Origin of the sequence: Mesorhizobium sp. M0491, assembly GCF_040321265.1 — a bacterium.
GTDB lineage: Bacteria > Pseudomonadota > Alphaproteobacteria > Rhizobiales > Rhizobiaceae > Mesorhizobium.
In genome coordinates, this window is the sequence record NZ_JAMYRE010000016.1 from 25,109 (window position 1) to 47,814 (window position 22,706).

Sequence of the window (22,706 nt, forward strand, 5' to 3'; positions counted from 1 at the left end):
CGCTTGCCGGCTTCGTCGCCAGCGGTCCCACCGGCCGGGGCCTGAGATCCCGGCCGGCGGCTTGGGAGGTCAGCGCAGCGCCTGCTTGGCGAGCTCGGCGACGATCTCGTAATTTTCGGGCGTGACGAAGCCGGCGCCGGTGTCGACATTCATCGGCGCCAGCCCCAGCACCACCTGCTGGCAGAGGCTGAGGATCGGCAGATAGCCCTGCAGGAACGGTTGCTGGTCGGCGGTCAATTGCACCCAGCCGCCCTTGAAGCCCTCGACGATCTGCGGACTGGTGTCAAAGCCGAAATTGAAGATCTCGCCCGCCTTGCGTCCCGCCGCCTGCATGTAGGTCGAGACATTGCCGAGCATCTGCCCGCCGGGATAGCCGACCGCCTTGACGTCGGGATTGTTGAGCAGCGCCGCGGTGATCACCGGAATGGCCAGATTGGGATCGGACGCCCATTCGCCGCTCGGCGGCGAGGACAGCTGGATGACCTCGACGCCGGCCTCCTTGAGCGCCGCCACCGTGCCGCGCTCACGCGCGCCGCGGGCCTCATTCTCGAACGGGCCGATCATGATCGCCTTGTCGCCGGCCTTCAGCTTGCCGAGCTTGAATGCCTCGGCGCCGAGCGCGCGGCCCTGTTGCTCCTGCTGGGCGCCGACATAGCCGCCGCCGAACGCCGCCGTCACCGTTGGCACCGGCACGTTCTGGTACATCATCTTGATGCCGTCCTTGTGCGCCTGTTTGGCGAGCGGCATGATCGACGCGTCGCCGGGGTGGCCCATCATGGCGATGCCGTTGGGCTTGACCGCAATGGCCTCGCGCAGTTGCTGCACCATCTTTTCGATGTCCCACTGGGAGAAGATGTAGTCGACCTTCGGCCCGAGATCGGTCTCTGCCTGCTTGGCGCCATTATAGACGATGGTGCCGAAAGCGTCGCCCTCGGCGCCGCCGACGAAGAAGCGGATGTGGACATCCTTGCACCATTTGGCGTCGAGCGCCTGCGCGGGCAAGGTGGAGATCGCAGCGGCAAGCACCGTGGCGGCGGCCACGACGGTCGAGCGCAGAACGGTCCTTCTCATCGTCATGCTCATGCACTTATCCTCCCTTTTTGTCCTCGCAAGCGAGGGGTTTCGACATTCGCTTCGGCAATGCGCGCTACAGACATCCCGGCCGGCTCCTCCCGCCGGCCGATCCTCACATCGGGTTCGGCAGGTAGCTGGCCCCTCCCCGGCATTGCTTGAGATATTCCAGCGCCCGCACCTGGCCGGTGATCTCGAGGTCGCCGCGATAGACCGGGTCGTGCCAGCCTTCGATATCGATGGCCCCCTTGTAGTCGGCCAGTCGCAATTCGCTGATCACCCGGGTCCAGTCGCTGTCGCCGAAACCGGGCGTGCGCATCTGCACGAAGGGCAGTCGGCCGAACACGCCATGCTCGCGGATCACGTCCCAACGCACCGTCGCGTCCTTGCCGTGCACATGGAAGATGCGCGGCGCCCATTTGCGGATCTGCGGCATCGGATCGATCAGATAGACGAGCTGGTGGCAGGGCTCCCATTCGAGGCCCAGATTGTCGTCCGGCACTTCGTTGAACATCATCTCCCAGGCGTCCGGATTGTGGGCGATATTCCAGTCGCCGGCGGCCCAGTTGCCGTCCATGGCGCAGTTCTCGAAGGCGATGCGGACGCCCTTGTCGGCGGCGCGCTTGGCCAGCGGTCCCCAGACCTCCTTGAAGCGCGGCAGGCTGTCCGGCAGAGGCTTGCCGCGCAGACGGCCGGTGAAGCCGCTGACCATCGAGGTGCCGAACAGATGCGCGTTGTCGATCACCGTCTCCCAGGCCTTGAGCACGCCGCGGTCGACCTCGCCGTCTTCCAGCGGATTGCCGAACACGCCGAGCGAGGACACGGTGACGTCGGCATCGCCGATCGCCTCGCGGATCTGGCCGGCGAGAAGCGGCAGGTCCTTGCCGCCAAGCGTCTGCCAGAAGAAGGGTTGGATGCTCTCGAAGCCGAGCGGCAGGATCTGTTTGACGTAAGCCGCCGGGTCGTCGAGATTGGCCCGCACCATGGTGCCGATCCGGATGTCGAGAAGCGGGTTCGGCGTCATTGTGCGTCCTCTGCGATTGTCACGCGGCGGCCGGTCTCGGCGCTTTCGATGGCGCCGAAAACCATGGCCAGGCTCTTGATGTTGTCGGCGCCGCGCGTTTCCGGCTCGGTGCCGGTCTCGATGGCGTCCACGAAATCCTGGAGAATGCCGAGATGGCCGCCGACGCGATCGGACGCATCGAGCGGCGGCACCGCGATCGGCTGGGTTTTGTCGAACATTCCGTCGCGGCCCGGCATCACTGCTTCTGCCCTCAGGTCGTCATGACCGTCCCAGATGAGGCTGCCGCGCTCGGCGACGATGCGCCATGTACTTTCCCAACTGGTGCGGAAGCCGGCGGCGCACCAGCTGCCGGCATAGGTGAAGTTTTTGCCGCGGCCGAGATCGAAGACGGCGCTGGCCGACGATCCCTGCCGGTACCAGGAATTGGCCGGCTCCCATTCCTGGCAATAGACATTGGCCGGCTCGCCGGCGACCATGTAGCGGGCGGCGTCGAAGGTGTGGATCGCCATGTCGAGCAGCAGCACATGCGCCATCTCCTCGCGAAAGCCGCCGAAATGCGGCGCGACGAAGAAGTCGGCGTGGATGCTGGTCGGCGTACCAATGGCGCCGGAATCCAGGAATCTGCGGATGCGCCTGACATTGGCGACATAGCGGCGGTTCTGCACGACGGCGTGAATGCGCCCGGCGCGGCGCGCGGCCTCGACGATGGCGCGCGCATTTTCCGGACTGTCGGCGAGCGGCTTTTCCGTCAGCAGATGGCAATTGTGGGCAAAAGCGGAAAAAGCGACTTCGCGCCGGGCGGCTGGAACCACCACGTCGAACACCGCTTGCGGTTTGGTCTGGTCGAGCACGGCGTCGAGATTGCTGCCGATGACAGCATTGGTGAGGTCGTATTCGCGCGCCCTCGCCCGTGCCCTGTCGGCATCGAGATCCACGAGGCCGACAAGGGTGAGCCCGTGGATCTGCCTGATGGCATCGAGCCAGGCCTTGCTCATCGCTCCGCAGCCGACCAGGACGACATCGATCATCCAGCGCTCCTCCTCCGCTCGGTCCCTCCAGGCCGATCGTCACGGCATCCACGGCAGGACCGTAAACGTTTTTCCGTAAACGTTTACGAGAACACACCCGGAGGCGTAGAATGTCAATTGGCCCTTGGCGAAATTCGTCTTACCGCCTTGGCCTGAGCGGCTACCGGTGCTAGCCAAGCAAGGGGGAGAACAGTCTCTTGGCGTCCAGCATTCACGACCTTGCCCGTCACTTGAACATATCGATCGGCACGGTGTCGCGAGCGCTGAACGGCCGCGCCGATGTAAATGCCGACACGCGCCAGCGCGTGCTCGAGGCGGCCAGGACGCTCAACTATTCGCCGAACCAGTCCGGCCGCAGCCTGAGGCAAGGCGCCACCCATTCGATCGCGTTCATGCTGCAGCCGCATCCCGGTGACCAGCAATATGGCGAGCCGTTCTTCATTCCATTCCTGATCGGGCTGCAGGCCAGGCTTGCCGAAAGCGGGCTCGACCTGACCGTGGTCATGGGGGCGCCGGGCGACTACCAGCAGGAGCGCCTGCGCCGTGTCGTCGAAACGCGCCGCGCCGACGCGGTGCTGCTGGCCTGGACGCGGCGCGAGGACGAGCGCATCGACTATCTCACGCAAGCCGGCTTTCCCTTCGCCACGCTCGGCCGCAGTCGCTCCGGGGCCAAGTCCTATCCTTCCCTCGACCTCGATTTCGAGAAGGCCGGCGCCGACGCCGTCGACCGCCTGGTGGCGCGCGGCCACCGCCGCATCGCCGCCGTCCGTCCGTCGCTCGACCTCAACTTCGGCTATTTGTTCCTGGCCGGCTACCGCAAGGCCCTGAAGCGGCACGGCATCGAGATCGACCCCGAGCTGATCGCCTCCGGCTTCATCAACGAGGCCGGCGGCTACGAGGTGACGCCTCAGGTGATGCGCTCCAAGGCCCCGCCGAGCGCCATCATCTTCAACAATGACGCAATGGCGCTGGGCGGCTGCAAGGCGCTGGCCGAGATGGGCATCCGGCCGGGCCACGACATCGCGGTGACCGTCATCGTCGACACGCCGCTCTGCCGCTATTTTTCCCCGGCGCTGACCGCCTTCCGCCCGGCGCTGGAGCCAATGGGACAACGCCTCGCGGAAATGCTGCTGGCCTCGATCCCGGCCTTCGCCGGCCCCGAGGGTGCACGGATCATCCGCGAGGTCTGGCCGCTGGAGCTGGTCGCGCGCGACAGCGATTGATGGTGGCAGCAGGACCGCCGATGTCGTCCTCCCCTCAAACAGCACACCGGTGCCGCAGTGCACCGGCCGCAACCTTGAATGCGCGGGAGGCGCTGTAGGCTCCGGATCGCGCCACAACCAGGGCGATCAGCGAGAGCCGGCCTTAAGACACCGGCGCCGCTCCGCCCTCTGCCGTGCGCCGCGCGATAAACTCATCCAGCACGCCGGCGGTGGCGGCAGCCGTTGCCGGCGGCGCGAAATCGGAAAGCACCCGTCTCCAGACACCGGTGGCGCGCTCGCTCGCCGTCTTCGAGCCGCTCTGCGTCCAGTTGCCGAAATTCGACCAGTCGGCCACCAGCGGTTCGTAGAAGGCGGTGCGGTAGCGCGCCATGGTGTGGCCGGCCGAGAAGAAGTGGCCGCCCGGCTGCACCTCGGCGATCGCCTCGAAGCCGATCGTATCGGTGTCGCCGGGCGTCGCGGCACAAAGTTCAGCCACCGTCTGCAGCGCCTCGATGTCGGTGATCAGCTTCTCGAAGGAGACACTGAGGCCGCCCTCCAGCCAGCCGGCGGCATGGATGCACATCGTCGCCCCAGCCAGCACCGAACCCCACAGCGCGAACTGCGTTTCGTGCGCGGCCTGCGCATCCGAGATGTTTGCGGCACTGCCGCCGCCGGACCGCCACGGCAGCCCGGTGAAGCGCGCCAGCTGACCGGCACCCAGCGTCGCCTTGACATGCTCGGGCGTACCGAAGGCTGGCGCGCCGGATTTCATGTCGACATTGGAGGAGAACGAGCCATAGACGACCGGCGCACCCGGCCGCACGATCTGCGCCAGCGTCAGCCCGGCCAGCGCTTCGGCGTGCTGCAGCGTCAACGCGCCGGCCACCGTGATCGGCGCCATGGCGCCTGCCAGGCAGAACGGCGTGATGACGGAGATTTGGCCCGCGCGGGCGAAATCGATGATGCCTTGCGCCATCGGGATGTCGAGCTGGCGCGGCGAGTTGGTGTTGATGACGGTGTAGCAATATGCATTTGCCAGAAACTCGTCCTGCGACAGGCCGCGCGCCAGCCGCAGCATCTCGAACCCGTCCTCGACCTGCGGCGTACCGCGCGCGAAGACGAATGGAAACTTGTCCGACAGCGTCAGCTGCGCGCGGTTGACGGCATAGTGCCGAAAGCGGTTGTCGACATCCTGCGGTTCGATGCAGGGCCCCAGCATATGCAGCACGTCGAAATGCTGCACCAGCCGCATGAGATCCTCGAAATCCGCCAGTGTTCCCGGCCGCCGGCCGCGCTCGAGATCGGTGACGTTCGGTGCCCCGCATCCGGCCAGGAAGGTCATCGAGCCGAGCTCCAGCGTCAGATCGCGGGCGCGCGAACCGGCATGAGCGTGGATCGATCTCGGCGCCGAGGCGAGTGCCGCCGTCACCATGTCGCGCCCGATGCGCACCATGTCGGTGTCCGGATCGACCAGGGCGCCGGCATTGGCGAAAAGCTCACGCGCCTGCGGCAGCAGCACCTTGATGCCGAGCTCTTCCAGCACGCGCAACGCCGTGTCATGGATGGCGACGACCTGATCATCCGAGAAGATCGGCTGCGGCAGGAACGGGTTCTTCAGCGAATGGTAATTCGGCCGGCGGCTGCTTTCGCTGCCGGCCTCGCCCGTGCGTCCACGCCGGCGTTCGCGCCTGCCATCCCGTGCCGCGTCATCGACCATCGGAAATCCTCCTCATTGCCGCATTGCCTTGCCCTCGGGATCGTAGGGCGAGGCCGCGACGACATGCGCCGGCCGTTCCTCACCCACGACATGTACGGAGAGCGCGGTGCCCTCGCCTGCAACATCGCGGTCGACCAGCGCCAGCGCCAGGCTCTTGCCGACCGTATAGCCATAGCCGCCCGACGTGACGAAGCCGACGCGTCGGCCCTGATACCAGACCGGCTCGAAGCCGCTGGCGTCGGCGTCGAACGCATCGATTTCCAGGGTCACAAGGCTTTGGCCGCTACCGGCCTCGCGCTGTTTCAAGGCAGCTTCGCGGCCGATGAAGTCGCTCTTGCCGAAAGCGATGAACCGGTCGAGACCGGTCTGGCCCGGCGTGTAGCCTTGCGTGAATTCGCGCGACCAGATGCCAAAGCTCTTCTCCAGCCGCAGCGCATTGAGCGCATAGTAGCCGATTTCGGCAAGGCCCAGATCCTCGCCAGCGCCCAGCAGCGTGTCGCGCAGAGTGGCATGCATGGTCACGGGGCAACTGATTTCGAAGCCGAGTTCGCCTGATATCGACAGCCGCGCAACACGTGCCTGCACCATGCCGATATCAAATGCGCCGCAGGCCATGAACGGCAGCGCTGCGCCGGAAACATCCTGATGCGTCGTTCGCTCCAGTATTTTGCGCGCGTTCGGCCCGGTCAGCAGAAAGCCGCTCATCGTGTCGGACAGGTCGGCGACGGTGACGCCTTCAGCCGCATGGCTCTCGAACCAGCGCATGTGGAATTCCCGGAGATAGTAGGAGCCCATCAGCCAATAGCTGCCGCCGCCCCAGTTGAAGACGGTGAGATCGCCCTTCAGCCGTCCGTCAAGACCGAGCATTGGCGCCAGGCCGGCCCGTCCGGGTTTCGGCAGCTTGCAGGCGAGCAGCCGGTCGAGCCAGGCTTCCGCACCTGGCCCCGCCACCGCATAGCGCGAATAGGCCGAGATATCGACGAGACCGGCGGCGCGCCGCACCTGCAGCGCCTCGTCGCCGACGATGTCGAAGGCGTTGGAGCGCCGCAGCGTCGTGTTCTCGGCAAATCCCATCGGCGCGAAATAGGCCGGGATTTCCAGCCCCCACGACGCTGTCCATTCGCATCCCGCGGCCGTCATGCCGTCATAGGCGCCGGGGCGTTTCAGCGGCCGGCCGGCGGGCAGCCGCTCATTGGGAAAGGTCATGACGAAGCGGCGCGAATAGAACTGGCGTGTCGTCTGCTTGAGATATTCCCGGTTGGCGGCGAAGGCGCCGTAGCGGGCGATGTCCATGCCAAAAATGTCGGCCTGCGGTTCGCCGTAAATCATCCATTCGGCCAGCGACTTGCCGACGCCGCCGCCCTGGCTGAAACCGGCCATGACGCCGCAGGCGACCCAGTAATTCTTCAGCCCCCGCACCGGCCCGACAATCGGATTGCCGTCCGGGGTGAAGGTGAAGGCACCGTTGACCCATTTGCGGATGCCGGCAGTCGCCAGGCAGGGGAAGCGCTCATGCGCCTTGGCGAGTTCCGGGCTGATGCGATCGATGTCTTCCGGGATCAGCTCGATGCCGTAGTCCCATGGCGCACCATCCATGTTCCAGTGCTTCGGATTCTGCTCGTAAACGCCCAGCAGCACGCCCTTGCGCTCCTGCCGGAGATACGAAAAGCCATCGAGATCGACGGCGATGCCGATTTCCCTGTCCAGCGCCGCGATCTCGGGAATGTCCTCAGTGATGAAATAATGGTGCTCCATCGGCGTCACCGGCAGGTCGACGCCGGCCATGCGGCCGAGCTGCTTTGCCCACAGCCCGCCGGCGTTGACGACGTGCTCGGCGATGATGGTGCCCTGCTCCGTGACGACATCCCAGCGACCGTCGGCGCGCGCCATCAGCTCGACGACCCGGTTGCGCAGGATGATGTCGGCGCCGCGCTTTTTTGCAGCGCCGGCATAGGCATGCGTCGTGCCGTACGGGTCGAGATGGCCTTCGTTGGAATCATGCAGCCCGCCAAGCACACCGGTGACGTCGACGATCGGGCAGATCGTCTTGATCTCATCGGGCGTTACCAACCTAGCGGTCTCGATGCCGACCGACTGGAACACCGCCCAGGCCGATTTCAGCCACTCCCAGCGCGCGGGATCGCTGGCGATGTTGACGCCGCCGGTCATATGCAGGCCGATATCCCAGCCGGATTCGGCCTCGATCTCGCGGTAGAGATTGATGGTGTAGTCCTGCAGCGCCGCGACGTTGGGGTCGGCGTTGAGCGCGTGGAACCCGGCCGCCGCGTGCCAGGTCGAGCCGGCCGTCAGTTCGGCACGCTCGATCAGCGCCACATCGCTCCAGCCGAAACGCGTCAGGTGGTAGAGGACCGAGGCCCCGACCACGCCACCCCCAATGACGACTGCGCGGTAGTGCGACTTCAAGGCTTCCCTCCACGGTTAGTCCGAAGGCTGGACCATATACGCACTGGACATAAGTGTCTAGTTCCGCGCGCGCGCATCGTTTTTCGTCGACCGCCGGCATGCACTGCGTGCTGTCACGCAAGCATCATGTTCGCGCCGTAGACCGCGTTTCGGGGAGGCGCGCGCGGCACCATCGGTGTCGCACCTCTTTCAGTTTTTCATCCCGCGGCCGCTCCGGCACATCCATCACAAAGAGGATTATCCATGAAACACCTGTACCGAACCGCGTCGCTCGGCGTCGCGCTGGCCTTGTTCACCGCCTTGACGCCGGCCCTCGCCGACAGCACCGCGACCGTCGGCGGCACGAGCTTTGTCAACAAAGGGCTGGTCGGCGTCGGTCGCATCGCGGCCGCTCAGCGCGACAAGTTCGGCGAGACGTTTGGTTCGGGCTCCGGCATGGCGATCGACACATCAGGCTGGACGCATGATGCTGGCGGCTACAAAGGCTCGCTCTGGCTGCTGCCGGACCGCGGCTACAATGTGGTCGGCACGACCGACTACCGGCCGCGCCTCAACACGATCGGCATCGAATTCACGCCGACTGCATTGGGTGCGGCACCTGCTGCCGGCCAGGAGCAGACGGGCGTCAAGGCGACGCTTGCCGACACTATGCTGCTCACCGACGACAAGGGCGCTGATGCCACAGGCCTCGATCCGCTCAACGGCGTGCGCGCGGCAAGCGGCGACATGCCGATCCTGCCGCAAGCCGACAATGGCAAGCTGGCGCTCGACAACGAGGCGATCGTGCGGCTGCCCGATGGTTCGATGTTCATCTCCGACGAATACGGCCCGAACATCTATCGGTTTTCCGCCGACGGGCATCTGCTGTCGGCAACCCAGCCCCCGGCCGCCCTCGTGCCGATGCGCCACGGCACGCCGAACTTCGCCTCGGACAATCCGGGACCCGGTGCCGCCGAGCCCGATCCGAAGGATCCCGAAACCGGCCGCCAGAACAACCAAGGCCTCGAAGGCATGGCAATGACGCCAGACGGCAAGTTCCTGATCGCCGTGCTGCAGTCGGCGCCCCGGCAGGACGGCGGCGATTCGCCCGCCACGCGCCAGAACACCCGCGCCCTGGTCTACGACGCATCCGACCTCGGCCATCTCAAGCTGGCGCATGAGTATGTCGTGCCGCTGCCGGTGTTCAAGGATGCCAAGGGCAAGACCAAGGTCGCCGCGCAGAGCGAGATCGTGGCACTGTCGGATCAGACCTTCCTGATGCTGGCGCGCGACAGCGGCAACGGCCAGGGCCTGAAGGGCGATGCCTCGCTCTATCGCCAGGTCAACGTCGTCGACCTATCCACCGCGACCGACATCGCCGACAGCGCCTTCGATGCCGCTGACAAGCCGGTCGCCCCCAAGGGCGTCGTCGACCCATCGGTGACACCGGCCAAGCTGACGCCATTCATCGACATCAACGACAGTGCCGAGCTCGGCCGCTTCGGCCTGCACAATGGCGCGCCGAACGACAAGAACAACCTGTCGGAGAAGTGGGAGGCGATGTCGGTGGTTAGCGTGATCGATGCGAAGCTGCCCGACGACTACTTCCTGTTCGTCGCCAACGACAACGACTTCCTTGCCCAGGACGGTTTCCAGGTTGCCGCGCCCTACAAGGCGGAAGACGGCGCCAATGTCGACACCATGTTCCTGGTCTATCAGGTCACGCTGCCGGGTCTGGCCAAGAAGTAACGACCACTGCACGGACGGGCGCGCTTGGCGCGTCCGCTGGGGCAGCGGCTGATATGAACGGGGGGCAGCGGCTTTCAGCCGTGCGGCGCGTTCGCAAGGGTGCATCTCGGTCCCGCCTGCGATATCATCGTGGACTGGATCCCAAATCACCATCTGCCGAGCTGCCCGCCATGGACGAAAAAATGCCCGCGCGCCGGCGCACCGGCGACCTGACCAGCGGCCCGATCCCGCGCACGCTTCTGCTGTTCGCCTTGCCGGTGCTCGGCTCCAACGTGCTGCAGTCGCTCAACGGATCGATCAACGCCGTCTGGGTCGGCCGTTTCCTCGGCGAATCGGCGCTGACCGCCACCTCCAACGCCAACCTCGTCCTGTTCCTGATCCTCGGCACTGTGTTTGGCATCGGCATGGCGGCCACCATTCTGGTGGCCCAGTCGGTCGGTGCCCGCGACCTGCCCGAGGCGCGCCGCATCGTCGGCACCAGCGCGACGTTCTTCTTCCTCGTCTCGGTTATCTTCGCGGTCTGCGGCTGGATCTGGGTCGACGCCATTCTCAACACGCTCGGCACACCGGCCGATGCCTTGCCGCTGGCCCGGTCCTATCTGCGCATCATCTTCGTCGCCGTGCCGATGATGAACCTTCTGTCCTTCGTCATGACCGTGCTGCGCGGTGCCGGCGATTCACGCACGCCCTTCTTCTTCATGGCTCTGGCCGTCGTCCTCGACATCGTGCTCAACCCATTGCTCATCGCCGGCATCGGGCCGTTTCCCGAACTCGGTATCGCCGGCTCCGCCACGTCGACGCTGATCGGCCAGACGGTAAGCGTGATCGCCATCCTGATCGTGCTCTATGTGCGCAAGCATCCGCTGCGGCTGGCCGGCGCCAACCTCGCTCTGCTGCGGCCCGATCCCACCTTGCTGCGCATCGTCGTCTTCAAGGGCGTGCCGATGGGTCTGCAGATGATCGTCATCTCCGCGGCTGCATTGACAGTGATGGGCATGGTCAACTCCAACGGCTCGCAGGTCGCGGCCGCTTACGGCATCGCCGCCCAACTGTGGACCTACATCCAGATGCCGGCGCTCGCCATCGGCGCCGCGGTGTCCTCGATGGCGGCACAAAATGTCGGCGCCGGGCGCTGGGACCGGATCGGCCGCATCGCCGCCTCCGGCGTCGGCTTCAACCTGGTCCTGACCGGCGCGCTGGTTGCCGTGCTGTCGGTTTTCGACCGTTCGGTGCTGAGCCTGTTCCTGAGCAGCGATAGTGCTGCGATCGACATCGCCGTCCACATCAACAATGTCGCCTCGTGGTCGTTCATCCTGTTCGGCATAACCATCGTGCTGTTTGCCACCGTACGAGCCACGGGTGCCGTGATGCCGCCGCTGATCATCCTGGTCATTTCGGTGCTGATCGTGCGCACCGGCTTTGCCTATTTCATGCGTGGCGTGATCGGCGAGGAAGCGCTGTGGTGGAGTTTCCCGGTGGGTTCGATCAGCTCGCTTGTACTGGCCGCTGCCTACTACCGTTTCGGCCGCTGGCGCACCACGCACATGATCGAGAACAGGCCGGCCGCCGGCGAGCCGCCGGACACCGGTCTTGGCGTGCCGCGCGGACGCGCGCATCTTTCGCCTGAAACACCGAACGGCTGAAGCCAACCCGGTTCCGCTGGACAGCTCCAGGGCTCAACGCCCGTGTTGTTTCAGCTCAAAAGCCGGTGCCACCAACGCAAACGCCACGATCACGCCGGCGAATGCCAGGCTGGCAGTGATAGGACTGGCATAGGTCGAAACGATGCCGATGCCGATGACGGGCAAGGCGTTGCCGACAAAGCAGCAGATGAAGAAGCTGGACACCACTTCGGCGCGACGAGCCTTTGGCGCGATCTCGTTCACCACTTGCAGCCCGCCACGGTAACCAAGCGCCGCCGCAACGCCGCAACAGGCCGTCGCAGCAACCATCAGTGCCATCGAGGCCAGTGTCTGCGCCGCCACCACCAACGAGACGCTTGGGATCATCAATGCCAGCGCAGCCAGCATCGCTTTGTTGCTCTTCATGTGCATCAGAACGACAATGCTGATCGCGGTGACGATCGCCAGTTCGAAGAACAGCGCGCCGGCGACGGCGTGGTTGGTCACATGCAGCTGCTGCGCCAGGATGCTCGGCGCCAACGCGGCGTAGAACCCGACCAGCGCCATCGCGCCGAAGCCGGTCACCGCCGGCGCGACGAAGCGCGCACGGATTTCCTCCGGGACGGAAAGTTGCGGCCGCAAGGAAAGCCGCCGCAGGCCGCCCGGCTTCGCCACCGTTTCGCGAGTGCGCCAGACCAGGATCGTTACCACCAAAAGTGCTGCCAGATAGACGATGAAGATCAGCCGCAACGGCCATGGCTCATATTCAGCCAGAAGTCCCGAAATCAGTGCGCCGAAGCCGAGGCCGAGGAAATTGGTGCTGGTGGCGATCACACTGGCGCGCGACTTGTCCGCGCCGGGAAGAAGCTCGGCAATCCACGCAGTTCCGGTCCCCGCGCCGACGCCGATGCCAAGCCCGCTCAGGATGCGGGCGACGTCGAGCGAGACGACGTTTCCGGCAAACAGGAAGACAAGCGCACTGACGATGGCGACAAGCATCGCCGCCAGGCTCGCGGGCCGGCGCCCGACGACATCGGACACCCCGCCGAACATCACCAATGCCGCCAGATTGCCGACGACATACACGGCGTAGATCAGCGTCAGGGTGATTTGTGAAAAGCCGAATTGCTGCTTGTACACGATATAGAGCGGCGTCAGCACCGTGCTGCCGGCAAACAGCACCGCAATCATCGCGGCGACGGTGGGGATTGCAAGAGCGTCGCCACCTGCTCCTTCGTGCGTATGCGCAAAATTGCGAATGGCCATGGCCAACCTCGTCACCAATTTCGGGGATCGAGGATTTAACGCGGTTTCATCCACGACGTTCCAGCCGACAGGGAGGCTCCTGACAGCACCGTGGACATTGCTTGAGCGGGATATCCGCCGGCTGAACAGGCTCGGATCGGGGCCAGCGGCTCCGATCCGTCATCTATCGCTCAACCGGTCGGCCTCACCTGCAGGGGAAGCCGGGCGCGATCTTGCACTTGCCGGGGCGCGGCTTGTGCGGCGGGCGATGGTGCGGAGGACGGTGCGGCCTGTGCTGCCAGTGCGGCCGATGCGGCGGGCGCACGATGATGATCGGCGGGCGAACGATTTGGGAGCGTTCGAGATAACCGGCGCTGGCCCAGCCGCTCACGCCGCCGCCGTGGATTCTACACCAGCCCGGCTGGCAGCCGGTGACATTGACCCTGAAGCCGGCGGGCAGCGTTCCCACTCTGGCGTATCCCGCTCCCGGCCCGCTACGGACGTTGAGGTTGGTCGAGGTGTGGGCGCTATAGGCGAAGGCCGCGGCCGACGTCCCGAAGACCGCAGCCAGGATGGTCGCGACCACAAGCAGAAAACGAAATCTCATCAGTCCCCTCCATTAGAATCCCGGCCGTACATCTGCTTCGGCCAAGACTGCCCTGCAAGAGGAGCGGCCAAGCCAAGAAAAGTCAACGGTGGGCGGCCGTAATCGTCCTGACCAGCGGGACTGATGCCGGATTTTCCTTGGACATGGTTGAGGAATTTCCCGGTTGCCATTTATTGGCTCCCCAACATCCGCTAGCGTTTACTCTCTTTCGACAATTCATCGCGGGCAAAGGTGGGATCCATGGGCAAAGGCAGGGTCGAGGCATTCACCGACGGCGTCGTGGCTATCATCATCACCATCATGGTGCTTGAGTTGAAAGTGCCGCATGGCGAGGATTTCTCCGTCCTGGTGCCGTTGTGGCCGATCTTCTTCTGCTACGTGCTGTCCTTCATCAATGTCGGCATCTACTGGAACAATTTGCACAACATGTTCCACGCCGTGCAGCGGGTCGACGGGCGCGTGCTGTGGGCCAACCTCAATCTGCTGTTCTGGCTGTCGCTGATGCCGGTGACCACAGCCTTCATGGGCGAGAACCACTTTGCGCCGGTGCCGGTCGCCGTCTATGGCACCGACCTCGCGCTATGCGCCATCGCCTACACCATACTCGCCGCCGCGCTGCATCGGCTGCACGGCAATGATACCGCCTTTGCCAAGGCGCTGGGTACTGACCGCAAGGGGAAGCTCTCGCTGACTGTCTACATCGCAGCCGTCGTGCTGACCTTCGTCAGCCAGTGGATCGGCGTCGCACTCTATGTGCTGGTCGCGATGATATGGCTCGTACCGGATACGCGCTTTGCGCGGGTGATTGAAAAGTAGCTGTCTTCACGCATTTTCAAGGCAAAGCGTTGCACGTCTTTCCCAGAGTTGCGCTACTTGCGCATCGCTTTCAGTTTTTCCGCCACCGATGCGGCAAGGTCGGCATAGCGCTCCTCCAGCCGTTCCGCGGCCTTGATGATCGAGAAATCATGGCCGAACTTTTCCAGCGCCATGCGCAGCTTCTCGACGAACTCGGCTTGTTTCTCCAGGGCGGAAAAGAGCGTCTTCACCTGCGTTTCGCTGATGTCGGGGTTGGCCAGCATCTGCGGCACCTCGCGGCCCATCTGGTCGCCAATGGCGGTCTGTTCTTTCAGGATTGCAACCCAGTCCGTCAATCAGGAAATCTCCGTTTGTCCCCAGGGCAAAATCTCTTTTGCGGAGGCAAAGGGCAACATGCGCAGCCTCGACCGAACTGGTCAACCCGACAAGGCGAGCAGAGGCTTGCACCGATCGGTTCCGGCGCTAAGTTCGGCGCATCGAACAAGGAACCCATCGCCCATGATCACCGACGCCGAGATCCAGACCGCCCTGCCCGCGCTTGCCCCAGGCAATGCCGCCGTGATCACCGGCGCCGCCAGCGGCATCGGTCTGGCGGCCGCCAAGCGGCTTGCACTGATGGGCATGAAGATCGTGCTGGCCGACATTGGCGGCGCGCGGCTTGACGACGCCTCGCGCGCCGTTTCTGCGATTGCCGGCGACGATGCCGTGCTTGCCGTCGCCGCCGACGTTTCGAAGGCGGATGAGGTGGACCGCCTCGCCGAGAGGGCGTTCGGCGCCTTCGACGGCGTGTCGCTGCTGATGAACAATGCCGGCGTCGGCGACAATCCCGGAAAGCCATGGGAAAACCGCGACGCCTGGAAACGGCTGCTGGACATCAATTTCTGGGGCGTCGTGCATGGCGTGGAGGCCTTCGCGCCGCGAATGCTGGCCTCGGCCGGGCCGGGTTTGATCGTCAACACCGGCTCCAAGCAAGGCATCACCACGCCGCCCGGCAACCTTGCCTACAATGTCTCCAAGGCTGGGGTGAAAACCTTCACCGAGGGCCTGGCGCATGCGTTGCGCAACGAACCCGGCGCCCATGTCGCTGCCCATCTGCTGATCCCCGGCTTCACCTTTACCGGCCTGACCGAGGGCGCGACGGAAAAACCGGCCGGCGCCTGGACCGGCGAACAGGTTGTGGATTTCATGCTGGAATCCCTGACCAGAGGCGATTTCTACATGCTGTGCCCGGACAATGAGGCGGCCCGCCCGCTGGATGAAAAGCGCATGGCCTGGGCGATCGGCGACATCATCGAAAACCGCCCAGCCCTGTCGCGCTGGCATCCGGACCACAAGGACAGTTTCGCGGCGTTCATGAAGGACTGATCTTCAGGCCGCCTGCTTTTTCGACCCGCGCTTCCTCGTCACAACCTTCTTCGCTGCCATGTCGGCGATCTGTTCGTCATGCCGCTTTGCCGCACGCTCGCATTTGGCGCGGATTTCCTCGACTTCGGATTCGGTCAGATGCTCGATGCCTATGAAGTGGTTGTGGCCCTTGCCGACCCGGATCAGTTCGTCGAGCTTGGCCTGGATCGCCGCGCCGTCGCGGTTCTGAGTGTTCTGGATCAGGAAGACCATCAGGAAGGTGATGATGGTCGTGCCCGTGTTGATGACGAGTTGCCAGGTGTCCGAAAAGCCGAAGAACGGACCGCTCACCGCCCAGACGATGACGATCAGGCAACAGACGGCGAATGTAGGCGGCAGGCCGGCTATGCGGGCGACCCAGTTGGCGACCTTGGTGAAATGCTTTTCCATCTATCGTATCCTCGACGCTGCGGCGCGATGAGAAACAATCAGCGACCGTTTCAGGTTCCCGACGCAAACAAATACCTCAGGTACAATTGCCTACACGCATAGGGAGAATAGCCTGGAAAACACGCCTTATGGGTTCAATGTCACAATGACCCTGCAGGCGAGAGTGCCTGTTCCTTCCGCTTCACAGCGGTTTAACTCCAGCCCCTTCCGCTGCGCCACCCCCGCATGGCGGAAGGGGTTTCAGTCCGGCGGGCCTTGAAGCGCGTCGCCCGACTCCGTCTCAACGCTACGCACTTGAACTGGTCAGACGGCGTCGTTTTCCCAGCGATCGAGGAACGCTTCGATCGGCATGGCCTGCATGTCGGGAACCGCTCTGGCCAGCTTTTCGACCGGCCAGTCCCACCAGGCGAGAGCTTCGATCCGCGCCGCGATATCCGGAGCGAAGCGTGGCCGGAGAGCCTTCGCCGGCACGCCGGCGACGATCGCATAGGACGGCACGTCACGCGTCACCACGGCGTTGGCGCCGATGACGGCACCGTTGCCGACGGCGACCCCGGGCATGATCACCGCGCCGTGGCCGATCCAGACATCATGGCCGATGGTCACCGCTTTCGCTTGCCGCCGCTCGCGGAAGGCGGCATCGACGCCCAGCCAACGAAAATACTCGTTCGGCCGGTAGCTGAGCTTGTGCTGGGTCAGCCGCTCTATGGGATGCTCCAGCGCATTGATGCGGCTGTTGGCGGCGATCGAGCAGAATTTGCCGATCGTCGTGTAGATCGCTTCCGAATGGCGTTCAAAATAAGAGAAGTCGCCGACATTCACCTCGCGCAGCACCACTCGCTCGCCGATCGAGGCATAGCGGCCGAGCTTGCACGCCTTCAGCTCCGCGGTCGGATGGATGCGTGGCTCGGGGTCTTTCGGGACGAGGTTTTCGGAACGGTCCATGCCGGCGGCTTTACCCCCGAGCGATTGGTCCCGCAAGCGGGACCAATCGTCCGAAGGTCGGCAGCCTGTTACGGCTTGCCTTTGCTCCACACCACGTTCTGACCGTAGAGCGGCACGGTGGTGACCGACATTTTGGCCGAGCCGTTCTGCACCTGGCGCGAATGCGAGAGATAGATCAGCGTCTCGTTGGCCTTGTCGTAGATGCGGTTCACCACCTGCTTCTTCCAGATCAGGCTGATGCCTTGCTTGAACACTTCCTCGCCGCCCTCACTCATGTCGATGTCACCGATGGTGATCGGACCGGTCTGGCGGCAGGAGATCGAGGAATCGGACGGATCCTCGAACCAGTTGCCCTTGTGCAGGCGATCGATGATGCCGCGATCGAAATAGGAGACGTGGCAGGTCACGCCTTCCACTTTCGGATCCTTGATCGCTTCGACGATGATGTCATTGCCGAGCCAGTCGACGCCGACCTTGCCGACTTCCTCGGCGACCGCGGCACCGGCGCCAAGGACAACGCAGGCGGCCAAGGCGCCGCCGATCAGTTTCCGCCCAATCAGTCCGTGCCCAAGCAGCCGTCGCCCAACCAGTCGTCGCAAACTAGCCTCCTGCGGTTCGAGTTGCCGGTCACAGGTGGGGCGAGCAGCCCGGCTTTGCAAGCAGATAGGTCGACACCGCCGCGGTTGCGGCAACGCGGCACTTTGCCTGTGCGAGGCCGAACCGCTAAGACTGTCGCACAGGCGCGGCATTGAGCCGGCGCGGCGATTTCTGCAGACGGACTTTTGATGATGATGCGTTCTATCCTGGTCGGCATTCTCGTCCTGATGGCGGCCGGCATCGGCTGGCTGACCTTCGACTGGTACCGCGGCCACTATGGCGGCGAACCGTTCGGGGCCGCCTTCACCCTGGTCGACCAGAAAGGCACGCCGATCACCGAAGCCGCCTTCAGGGGGCAGCCCAGCGTCGTCTTCTTCGGCTTCACCCATTGCCCCGAGGTCTGCCCGACCACGCTGTTCGAACTGGCCGGCTGGCTGAAGACGCTCGGCGACGACGGCAAGAACCTGCACGCCTATTTCGTCTCGGTCGATCCCGAGCGCGACACGCCGGAAGTGATGAACGCCTATGTCAGCAATTTCTCCGACCGTATCGTCGGCATCACGGGCGCTCCGGACAAGGTCCATGCCATGGCCAAGTCGTTCGGCATCTACTGGAAGAAGGTCGACACCGGCGACGGCGACTACACGATGGACCACACCGCCTCGGTGCTGCTGCTCAACGCCAATGGCGACTTTGCCGGCACCATCGCCTACGGCGAAAGCGCCGATACGGCCATCGCCAAGCTGAAGCGGCTGGCGGCGAAAGGCTGATTACCTTTTCATGACCCAGACGCGCCTTTACTTCACCACCGGAAAGATCGAGTCCGTCAGCATTTTCGCGGCGCTTGAGGCAGCCTTCGAGGAAGAGGGGCTGCCGATCGCCGTCCTGGAGGTCGACGAGGACAAGGACATCCACGAAGTGTCGCTCTATGCCGATGGCGACGTCGATGCGGTCGAGACCCGCTTGAACGAGATCCTTGCCGGCCTTTCCCTATCGAAGCCGATCAAGCGCGAGGCCCTGCCCGACATCGACTGGGTGGCGCATTCGCTGGAAGAGCTGAAGCCGGTGCGTGCCGGCCGTTTCTTCGTCCACGGCGCGCATGACCGCCGCAAGCGCCACAGCGGTGAACTGGCCATCGAGATCGAGGCCGGCCTCGCCTTCGGCACCGGTCACCACGGCACCACAGCCGGCTGCCTGGAAATGCTGGAGAAAGTGGTGCGGCGCGAGCATCCGCGCAATGCGCTCGACCTCGGCACCGGCAGCGCGGTGCTGGCGATCGCCGTCGCCAAGCTGGCGCATATTCCTGTGCTGGCCACCGACATCGATCCGGTGGCGGTGCGGGTGGCTGCCGCCAATGCGCGGCTCAACCACGTCAAGGCACTGGTGGAAACAGCAACAGCACCAGGCTTTCACCATCCGATCTTCGGCAAGCGCGCGCCCTTCGATCTGATCGTCGCCAACATATTGGCGCGGCCGCTGATGCGGCTGGCGCCGCAAATGGCCGATCACATCGCACTTGGCGGCTCGATCGTGCTGTCGGGTATCCTCGAGCGCCAGCGGGACGCCGTCATCTCGGCCTATGTCGGCCAGAATTTTCGCCACGTCAGAACCTTGCACCGCGAGGGCTGGGTGACGATCCACCTCAAGCATTGAGCCCGGGCACCGACCGAGCTTGGACCAAGTTCCGCCGATTGTCAGCCAAGCGATGCTGTAGCAGGTTGCGCGCAGCCGGAAATCGATTCCGATTTCCGCGACCGTACGCTACGGTTGCGCTGACCGCAGGAGGCCCACAATGTTCCAGACCTTCGATTCCGCCGGCGACCCGGCCGTCGGCAAACCGCGTGTGGCGTTGCTGCGCCAATGGCTTGAAGCCAACGGGCTGGACGGCTTCATCGTGCCGCGTGCCGACGAGCATCAGGGCGAATATGTCGCCGACCGCTCGGCGCGGCTGAAATGGCTGACCGGCTTCAGCGGCTCGGCCGGTGTCGCCATCGTCCTGCGCGACCGCGCCTTCGTCTTTGTCGACGGGCGCTACACGCTGCAGGTGCGCAGCGAGGTCGATCTCGACGTCTTTTCGATCGAAAGCCTGGTCGACAATCCCCCGGCCGTCTGGCTGAAAGACAATCTTGGCAAGGGCGCACGGCTCGGCTTTGATCCATGGCTGCACACGATCAGCGAGGTCAAGGCGCTGCAGGCTTCGGCCGACAGATCGGGCGCTGTGCTGGTGCCGCTCGACAAGAACCCGATCGACATTATCTGGAAGGATCAGCCCGAGGCGCCGGTGGCTCCCGTCGAGCTTCACCCGATCGGCTTTGCCGGCGAGCTTGCCAAGGACAAGCTGGCGCGGCTGGCGGCGGCGATCGCCAAGGATGGTGCCACCCATGCGGTGCTGACCGACCCCTCCTCCATCGCCTGGGCCTTCAACATCCGTGGCGGCGACGTGCCGCACACGCCGCTGGCGCTCGGCTTCGCCATCCTCGCCGCCGATGGGTCGCACCAGCTTTTCATGGATAAGCGCAAGTTCTCGCGCCAGGTCGCGGCCTACCTCACCCAGCTCGCCGAGCCGCATGAGCCCGGCGAATTCGAAGCGGCGATTGCGGCACTTGCCAAGAGTGGCGCGAAAATCGCGCTCGATCCGGTGCTGGCGGCCGACAGGCTGCGCATGCTGGTCGAGGCCAATGGCGGCACCGTGATCGCCGCAGCCGACCCCGCCCGCATCCCGCGCGCCACCAAGAACCAGGCCGAAATCAACGGCTCGCGCGCCGCGCATCGGCGTGACGGTGCCGCCGTGGCGAAGCTTCTGTGCTGGCTGGAGCGGCAAAAACCCGGATCGCTCGACGAGATATCGGTGGTCACCCGGCTGGAGGAACAGCGCCGGCAGACCGGCGAAGAGACCCAGATGCCGTTGCGCGATGTCTCCTTCGACACCATTTCGGGCGCCGGCCCGAACGGTGCCATCATGCATTACCGCGTGTCGCGCGCCACCAGCCGTAAGCTGCAGGCCGGCGAGCTGTTCCTGCTCGATTCCGGTGCGCAGTATCAGGACGGCACCACCGACATCACGCGCACCGTGCCGATCGGCCAGCCGACGCAGGAGATGCGCGAACGCTTCACCCTGGTGCTGAAAGGCATGATCGGCATTTCCACCTTGCGCTTTCCCGCCGGCACGCGCGGCTCCGAGATCGATGCCGTCGCGCGCATGGCGCTGTGGAAGCACGGTTGCGACTTCGCCCACGGCACCGGCCATGGCGTCGGCTCGTATCTGGCCGTGCATGAAGGGCCGCAGCGTATCGCCCGCACCGGCACCGAAAAGCTGCTCGAAGGCATGATGCTGTCCAACGAGCCGGGCTACTACAAGGAAGGCGCCTACGGCATCCGCATCGAGAACCTGATCCTGGTGACGCCGGCGCAAGAGATCGAGGGCGGCGATATCGCCATGCACGGCTTCGAGACGCTGACGCTGGCGCCGATCGACACAAGACTGGTGCAGTCGGACCTCCTGACGCGCGACGAGTTGCACTGGCTGGACACGTACCATGCGCGCGTGCTGACCGAGATCGGCCCGATGCTCGACGGCGAAACGCTGGCCTGGCTGGAGAAGGCGACAGCGCCGCTGCCGCACGACGCGAAGATTTGATTTTCTGAGGCGCCGAGGGCGTGTCGAGATTCAGGTCAGGACGAGCCGAAAACGATGGGTTCCGAGAACCGGAGCGGAGCGTACTTTTGGGTACGTGAGCACCGGAAGCGCAGGAAGCCGCCGTTTGCAGGCCGTCATCACCTGAATATCGATACGCCCTACCCGACGAACTGCCGCGCCACGATCAACATCGCCGCACCCGCCAGAAACATCGCCATCAACCCACCGCGCAGCGAGACGACCGCGGTGACCACCAGTGCGGCCCATTCCGCCGGCCCGGCATTCAACAGTTCCGGCGCCACCAGCGTCGTCAGCACCGCCGCCGGCACGGCGTTGAGACCGGCCTCGACGCGCGGATGGATGGTTTCGAAGCGGGAGATGACCAGATGCCCGCCGATGCGCGTCAGATAGGTCGCGATTGCGCCGGCGATGATGATCCAGAAGGTCGTGCTCATGGCCGTGCCTTTACGCCGCTGTGATGGGGAGGCAGGATGACCGCCAGCAGCACACCGGCAACAGCGCCAATCGAGACATGCCAAGGCGAGCCGACCGTCTTGTAGGCGATGATCGAGGCGGCGGCGCTGGCGACGACCACCGGCAGCCACAGCGGCCGCTTGCGAAAGCCCAGCACGAGACCGAGGAAATAGATCGGCAGCAGGAAATCGATGCCGAGCGCATGCGTGTCGGGGATCAGCTTGCCGAACAGTGCGCCAAGCGCGCTTTCGACGATCCAGAACAGATAGACCGGCAAGCCAAGCCCCAGATACCAGGCAAAGCCGACCGTCTGGCCCGATTGCGCCCGCGCTTCGGCTACCGCGAATTGCGGATCGGTGAGGATGAAATAACCAAGTGCCTGCTGGGTGACAGGCCAGTGCGCGATGCGCCGGCCGATGCCTGCGGAATAGAGCACGTGGCGGAAATTGACGGCGAAGATCGACAGCACGATCAGCCACGGCGCCACATGCTGGCCGAACAGCTGGATGCCGACCATCTGGCTGGCGCCGCCATAGACCAGCGCGCTCATCAGGAAGGCTTCCAGGACCGAGAAACCATTGTCGACGGCGAGCGCACCGAACAGCACCGCAAACGGCGCAGACGCCACCACGACAGGCATCGACAGCCGCACGCCCTGCCAGAAATCGCTTCTTTCGCTGCTCTCCGAAATTGCGTCCGTCGCCATCAACCACTCCTGATGCATGTCGCCCAAAAGTGCGTAGCAGGGATAACGACATGCACAACAACAAGGGAA

21 protein-coding genes are annotated in these 22,706 nt (G+C 64.6%); 8 read left to right on the top strand and 13 right to left on the bottom strand.

Annotated elements, in window-relative coordinates; all coding sequences use genetic code 11:
- Positions 1-69: 69 nt before the first annotated feature.
- The 3 genes from NKI69_RS21135 to NKI69_RS21145 form a co-directional block, all read right to left on the bottom strand.
- Entirely contained in the window at positions 70-1,083 is a 1,014-nt protein-coding gene (locus tag NKI69_RS21135; protein WP_023813111.1) for a substrate-binding domain-containing protein, read from the bottom strand.
- A gap of 103 nt (positions 1,084-1,186) precedes the next feature.
- On the bottom strand, positions 1,187-2,095 hold the full coding sequence (locus tag NKI69_RS21140) for a sugar phosphate isomerase/epimerase family protein (protein WP_352722477.1): 909 nt from the start codon (positions 2,093-2,095) through the stop codon (positions 1,187-1,189).
- Positions 2,092-3,123, bottom strand: coding sequence for a Gfo/Idh/MocA family protein (locus NKI69_RS21145; RefSeq protein ID WP_352722478.1), 1,032 nt, complete (start codon positions 3,121-3,123; stop codon positions 2,092-2,094). Before NKI69_RS21145 ends, NKI69_RS21140 begins: the two co-directional genes overlap by 4 nt.
- 197 nt (positions 3,124-3,320) lie before the next feature.
- Between NKI69_RS21145 and NKI69_RS21150 the strand changes: the two genes are divergently transcribed.
- A complete protein-coding gene (locus tag NKI69_RS21150; RefSeq protein ID WP_352722479.1) occupies positions 3,321-4,346 on the top strand; it encodes a LacI family DNA-binding transcriptional regulator in 1,026 nt (341 codons plus the stop codon).
- 142 nt (positions 4,347-4,488) lie between these two features.
- Here NKI69_RS21150 and NKI69_RS21155 read toward each other — a convergent pair whose 3' ends face one another.
- Both NKI69_RS21155 and NKI69_RS21160 read right to left on the bottom strand, forming a co-directional pair.
- Entirely contained in the window at positions 4,489-6,042 is a 1,554-nt protein-coding gene (locus tag NKI69_RS21155) for a trimethylamine methyltransferase family protein (RefSeq protein WP_352722480.1), read from the bottom strand.
- A gap of 12 nt (positions 6,043-6,054) precedes the next feature.
- Positions 6,055-8,466: a GcvT family protein gene (locus tag NKI69_RS21160; RefSeq protein WP_352722481.1), complete on the bottom strand. Its 2,412-nt coding sequence runs from the start codon at positions 8,464-8,466 to the stop codon at positions 6,055-6,057.
- 243 nt (positions 8,467-8,709) lie between these two features.
- On the opposite strand from NKI69_RS21160, the gene NKI69_RS21165 reads away from it, so the two are divergent.
- Both NKI69_RS21165 and NKI69_RS21170 read left to right on the top strand, forming a co-directional pair.
- Complete coding sequence (locus NKI69_RS21165) at positions 8,710-10,194, top strand: esterase-like activity of phytase family protein (protein WP_352722482.1); 1,485 nt, start codon at positions 8,710-8,712, stop codon at positions 10,192-10,194.
- 170 nt (positions 10,195-10,364) lie between these two features.
- Complete coding sequence (locus NKI69_RS21170; RefSeq protein ID WP_502900186.1) at positions 10,365-11,837, top strand: MATE family efflux transporter; 1,473 nt, start codon at positions 10,365-10,367, stop codon at positions 11,835-11,837.
- A gap of 33 nt (positions 11,838-11,870) precedes the next feature.
- On the opposite strand, the gene NKI69_RS21175 is transcribed toward NKI69_RS21170, so the two are convergent.
- Together NKI69_RS21175 and NKI69_RS21180 are read right to left on the bottom strand one after the other, a co-directional pair.
- The gene (locus tag NKI69_RS21175; RefSeq protein ID WP_128303510.1) at positions 11,871-13,082 is read right to left on the bottom strand and encodes an MFS transporter; all 1,212 of its coding nucleotides are present in this window, start codon (positions 13,080-13,082) and stop codon (positions 11,871-11,873) included.
- A 184-nt stretch (positions 13,083-13,266) separates the two neighbouring features.
- Positions 13,267-13,668, bottom strand: coding sequence for an SH3 domain-containing protein (locus NKI69_RS21180; protein ID WP_023813119.1), 402 nt, complete (start codon positions 13,666-13,668; stop codon positions 13,267-13,269).
- A gap of 240 nt (positions 13,669-13,908) precedes the next feature.
- Here NKI69_RS21180 and NKI69_RS21185 point away from each other — a divergent pair, with 240 nt between their 5' ends.
- Complete coding sequence (locus NKI69_RS21185; protein ID WP_128303509.1) at positions 13,909-14,484, top strand: TMEM175 family protein; 576 nt, start codon at positions 13,909-13,911, stop codon at positions 14,482-14,484.
- Between the two features lie 53 nt (positions 14,485-14,537).
- On the opposite strand, the gene NKI69_RS21190 is transcribed toward NKI69_RS21185, so the two are convergent.
- Positions 14,538-14,819 (bottom strand): hypothetical protein, encoded by a 282-nt coding sequence (locus tag NKI69_RS21190; RefSeq protein WP_023813121.1) that lies wholly within the window; start codon positions 14,817-14,819, stop codon positions 14,538-14,540.
- A gap of 163 nt (positions 14,820-14,982) precedes the next feature.
- Between NKI69_RS21190 and NKI69_RS21195 the strand changes: the two genes are divergently transcribed.
- Complete coding sequence (locus NKI69_RS21195; protein ID WP_352722484.1) at positions 14,983-15,849, top strand: SDR family NAD(P)-dependent oxidoreductase; 867 nt, start codon at positions 14,983-14,985, stop codon at positions 15,847-15,849.
- Positions 15,850-15,852: 3 nt separating this feature from the next.
- On the opposite strand, the gene NKI69_RS21200 is transcribed toward NKI69_RS21195, so the two are convergent.
- From NKI69_RS21200 to NKI69_RS21210, 3 genes are all read right to left on the bottom strand, one after another.
- Complete coding sequence (locus NKI69_RS21200) at positions 15,853-16,278, bottom strand: low affinity iron permease family protein (protein ID WP_352722485.1); 426 nt, start codon at positions 16,276-16,278, stop codon at positions 15,853-15,855.
- 303 nt (positions 16,279-16,581) lie between these two features.
- Positions 16,582-17,223, bottom strand: coding sequence for a DapH/DapD/GlmU-related protein (locus NKI69_RS21205; RefSeq protein WP_128303506.1), 642 nt, complete (start codon positions 17,221-17,223; stop codon positions 16,582-16,584).
- Positions 17,224-17,291: 68 nt separating this feature from the next.
- Positions 17,292-17,783, bottom strand: coding sequence for a CreA family protein (locus tag NKI69_RS21210; protein ID WP_352551976.1), 492 nt, complete (start codon positions 17,781-17,783; stop codon positions 17,292-17,294).
- Between the two features lie 228 nt (positions 17,784-18,011).
- Here NKI69_RS21210 and NKI69_RS21215 point away from each other — a divergent pair, with 228 nt between their 5' ends.
- The 3 genes from NKI69_RS21215 (at position 18,012) to NKI69_RS21225 (ending at position 21,457) form a co-directional block, all read left to right on the top strand.
- A complete protein-coding gene (locus tag NKI69_RS21215; protein ID WP_128303538.1) occupies positions 18,012-18,590 on the top strand; it encodes an SCO family protein in 579 nt (192 codons plus the stop codon).
- A 10-nt stretch (positions 18,591-18,600) separates the two neighbouring features.
- Positions 18,601-19,473 carry a 50S ribosomal protein L11 methyltransferase gene (locus NKI69_RS21220; RefSeq protein WP_352551809.1) on the top strand — a complete coding sequence of 291 codons (873 nt, stop codon included), beginning with the start codon at positions 18,601-18,603 and terminating at the stop codon, positions 19,471-19,473.
- A 139-nt stretch (positions 19,474-19,612) separates the two neighbouring features.
- Complete coding sequence (locus tag NKI69_RS21225; protein ID WP_352630873.1) at positions 19,613-21,457, top strand: aminopeptidase P family protein; 1,845 nt, start codon at positions 19,613-19,615, stop codon at positions 21,455-21,457.
- A gap of 158 nt (positions 21,458-21,615) precedes the next feature.
- Here the strand turns inward: NKI69_RS21225 and NKI69_RS21230 are convergent, their stop codons facing one another.
- Both NKI69_RS21230 and NKI69_RS21235 read right to left on the bottom strand, forming a co-directional pair.
- On the bottom strand, positions 21,616-21,912 hold the full coding sequence (locus NKI69_RS21230; protein ID WP_352442244.1) for an AzlD family protein: 297 nt from the start codon (positions 21,910-21,912) through the stop codon (positions 21,616-21,618).
- Positions 21,909-22,637, bottom strand: a complete 729-nt coding sequence (locus NKI69_RS21235) for an AzlC family ABC transporter permease (protein ID WP_128303502.1) — start codon at positions 22,635-22,637, stop codon at positions 21,909-21,911. The genes NKI69_RS21230 and NKI69_RS21235 overlap by 4 nt, the downstream gene beginning before the upstream one ends.
- Positions 22,638-22,706 lie beyond the last annotated feature (69 nt).

Bases quoted from the DNA above. Each gene is read 5' to 3' on its own strand.
- NKI69_RS21135 (WP_023813111.1), bottom strand. From the start codon at position 1,083: ATGAGCATGACGATGAGAAGGACCGTTCTGCGCTCGACCGTCGTGGCC.
- NKI69_RS21235 (WP_128303502.1), bottom strand. From the start codon at position 22,637: ATGGCGACGGACGCAATTTCGGAGAGCAGCGAAAGAAGCGATTTCTGG.
- NKI69_RS21140 (WP_352722477.1), bottom strand. From the start codon at position 2,095: ATGACGCCGAACCCGCTTCTCGACATCCGGATCGGCACCATGGTGCGG.
- NKI69_RS21145 (WP_352722478.1), bottom strand. From the start codon at position 3,123: ATGATCGATGTCGTCCTGGTCGGCTGCGGAGCGATGAGCAAGGCCTGG.
- NKI69_RS21175 (WP_128303510.1), bottom strand. From the start codon at position 13,082: ATGGCCATTCGCAATTTTGCGCATACGCACGAAGGAGCAGGTGGCGAC.
- NKI69_RS21170 (WP_502900186.1), top strand. From the start codon at position 10,365: ATGGACGAAAAAATGCCCGCGCGCCGGCGCACCGGCGACCTGACCAGC.
- NKI69_RS21165 (WP_352722482.1), top strand. From the start codon at position 8,710: ATGAAACACCTGTACCGAACCGCGTCGCTCGGCGTCGCGCTGGCCTTG.
- NKI69_RS21200 (WP_352722485.1), bottom strand. From the start codon at position 16,278: ATGGAAAAGCATTTCACCAAGGTCGCCAACTGGGTCGCCCGCATAGCC.
- NKI69_RS21195 (WP_352722484.1), top strand. From the start codon at position 14,983: ATGATCACCGACGCCGAGATCCAGACCGCCCTGCCCGCGCTTGCCCCA.
- NKI69_RS21220 (WP_352551809.1), top strand. From the start codon at position 18,601: ATGACCCAGACGCGCCTTTACTTCACCACCGGAAAGATCGAGTCCGTC.
- NKI69_RS21225 (WP_352630873.1), top strand. From the start codon at position 19,613: ATGTTCCAGACCTTCGATTCCGCCGGCGACCCGGCCGTCGGCAAACCG.
- NKI69_RS21230 (WP_352442244.1), bottom strand. From the start codon at position 21,912: ATGAGCACGACCTTCTGGATCATCATCGCCGGCGCAATCGCGACCTAT.
- NKI69_RS21205 (WP_128303506.1), bottom strand. From the start codon at position 17,223: ATGGACCGTTCCGAAAACCTCGTCCCGAAAGACCCCGAGCCACGCATC.
- NKI69_RS21215 (WP_128303538.1), top strand. From the start codon at position 18,012: ATGATGCGTTCTATCCTGGTCGGCATTCTCGTCCTGATGGCGGCCGGC.
- NKI69_RS21155 (WP_352722480.1), bottom strand. From the start codon at position 6,042: ATGGTCGATGACGCGGCACGGGATGGCAGGCGCGAACGCCGGCGTGGA.
- NKI69_RS21180 (WP_023813119.1), bottom strand. From the start codon at position 13,668: ATGAGATTTCGTTTTCTGCTTGTGGTCGCGACCATCCTGGCTGCGGTC.
- NKI69_RS21185 (WP_128303509.1), top strand. From the start codon at position 13,909: ATGGGCAAAGGCAGGGTCGAGGCATTCACCGACGGCGTCGTGGCTATC.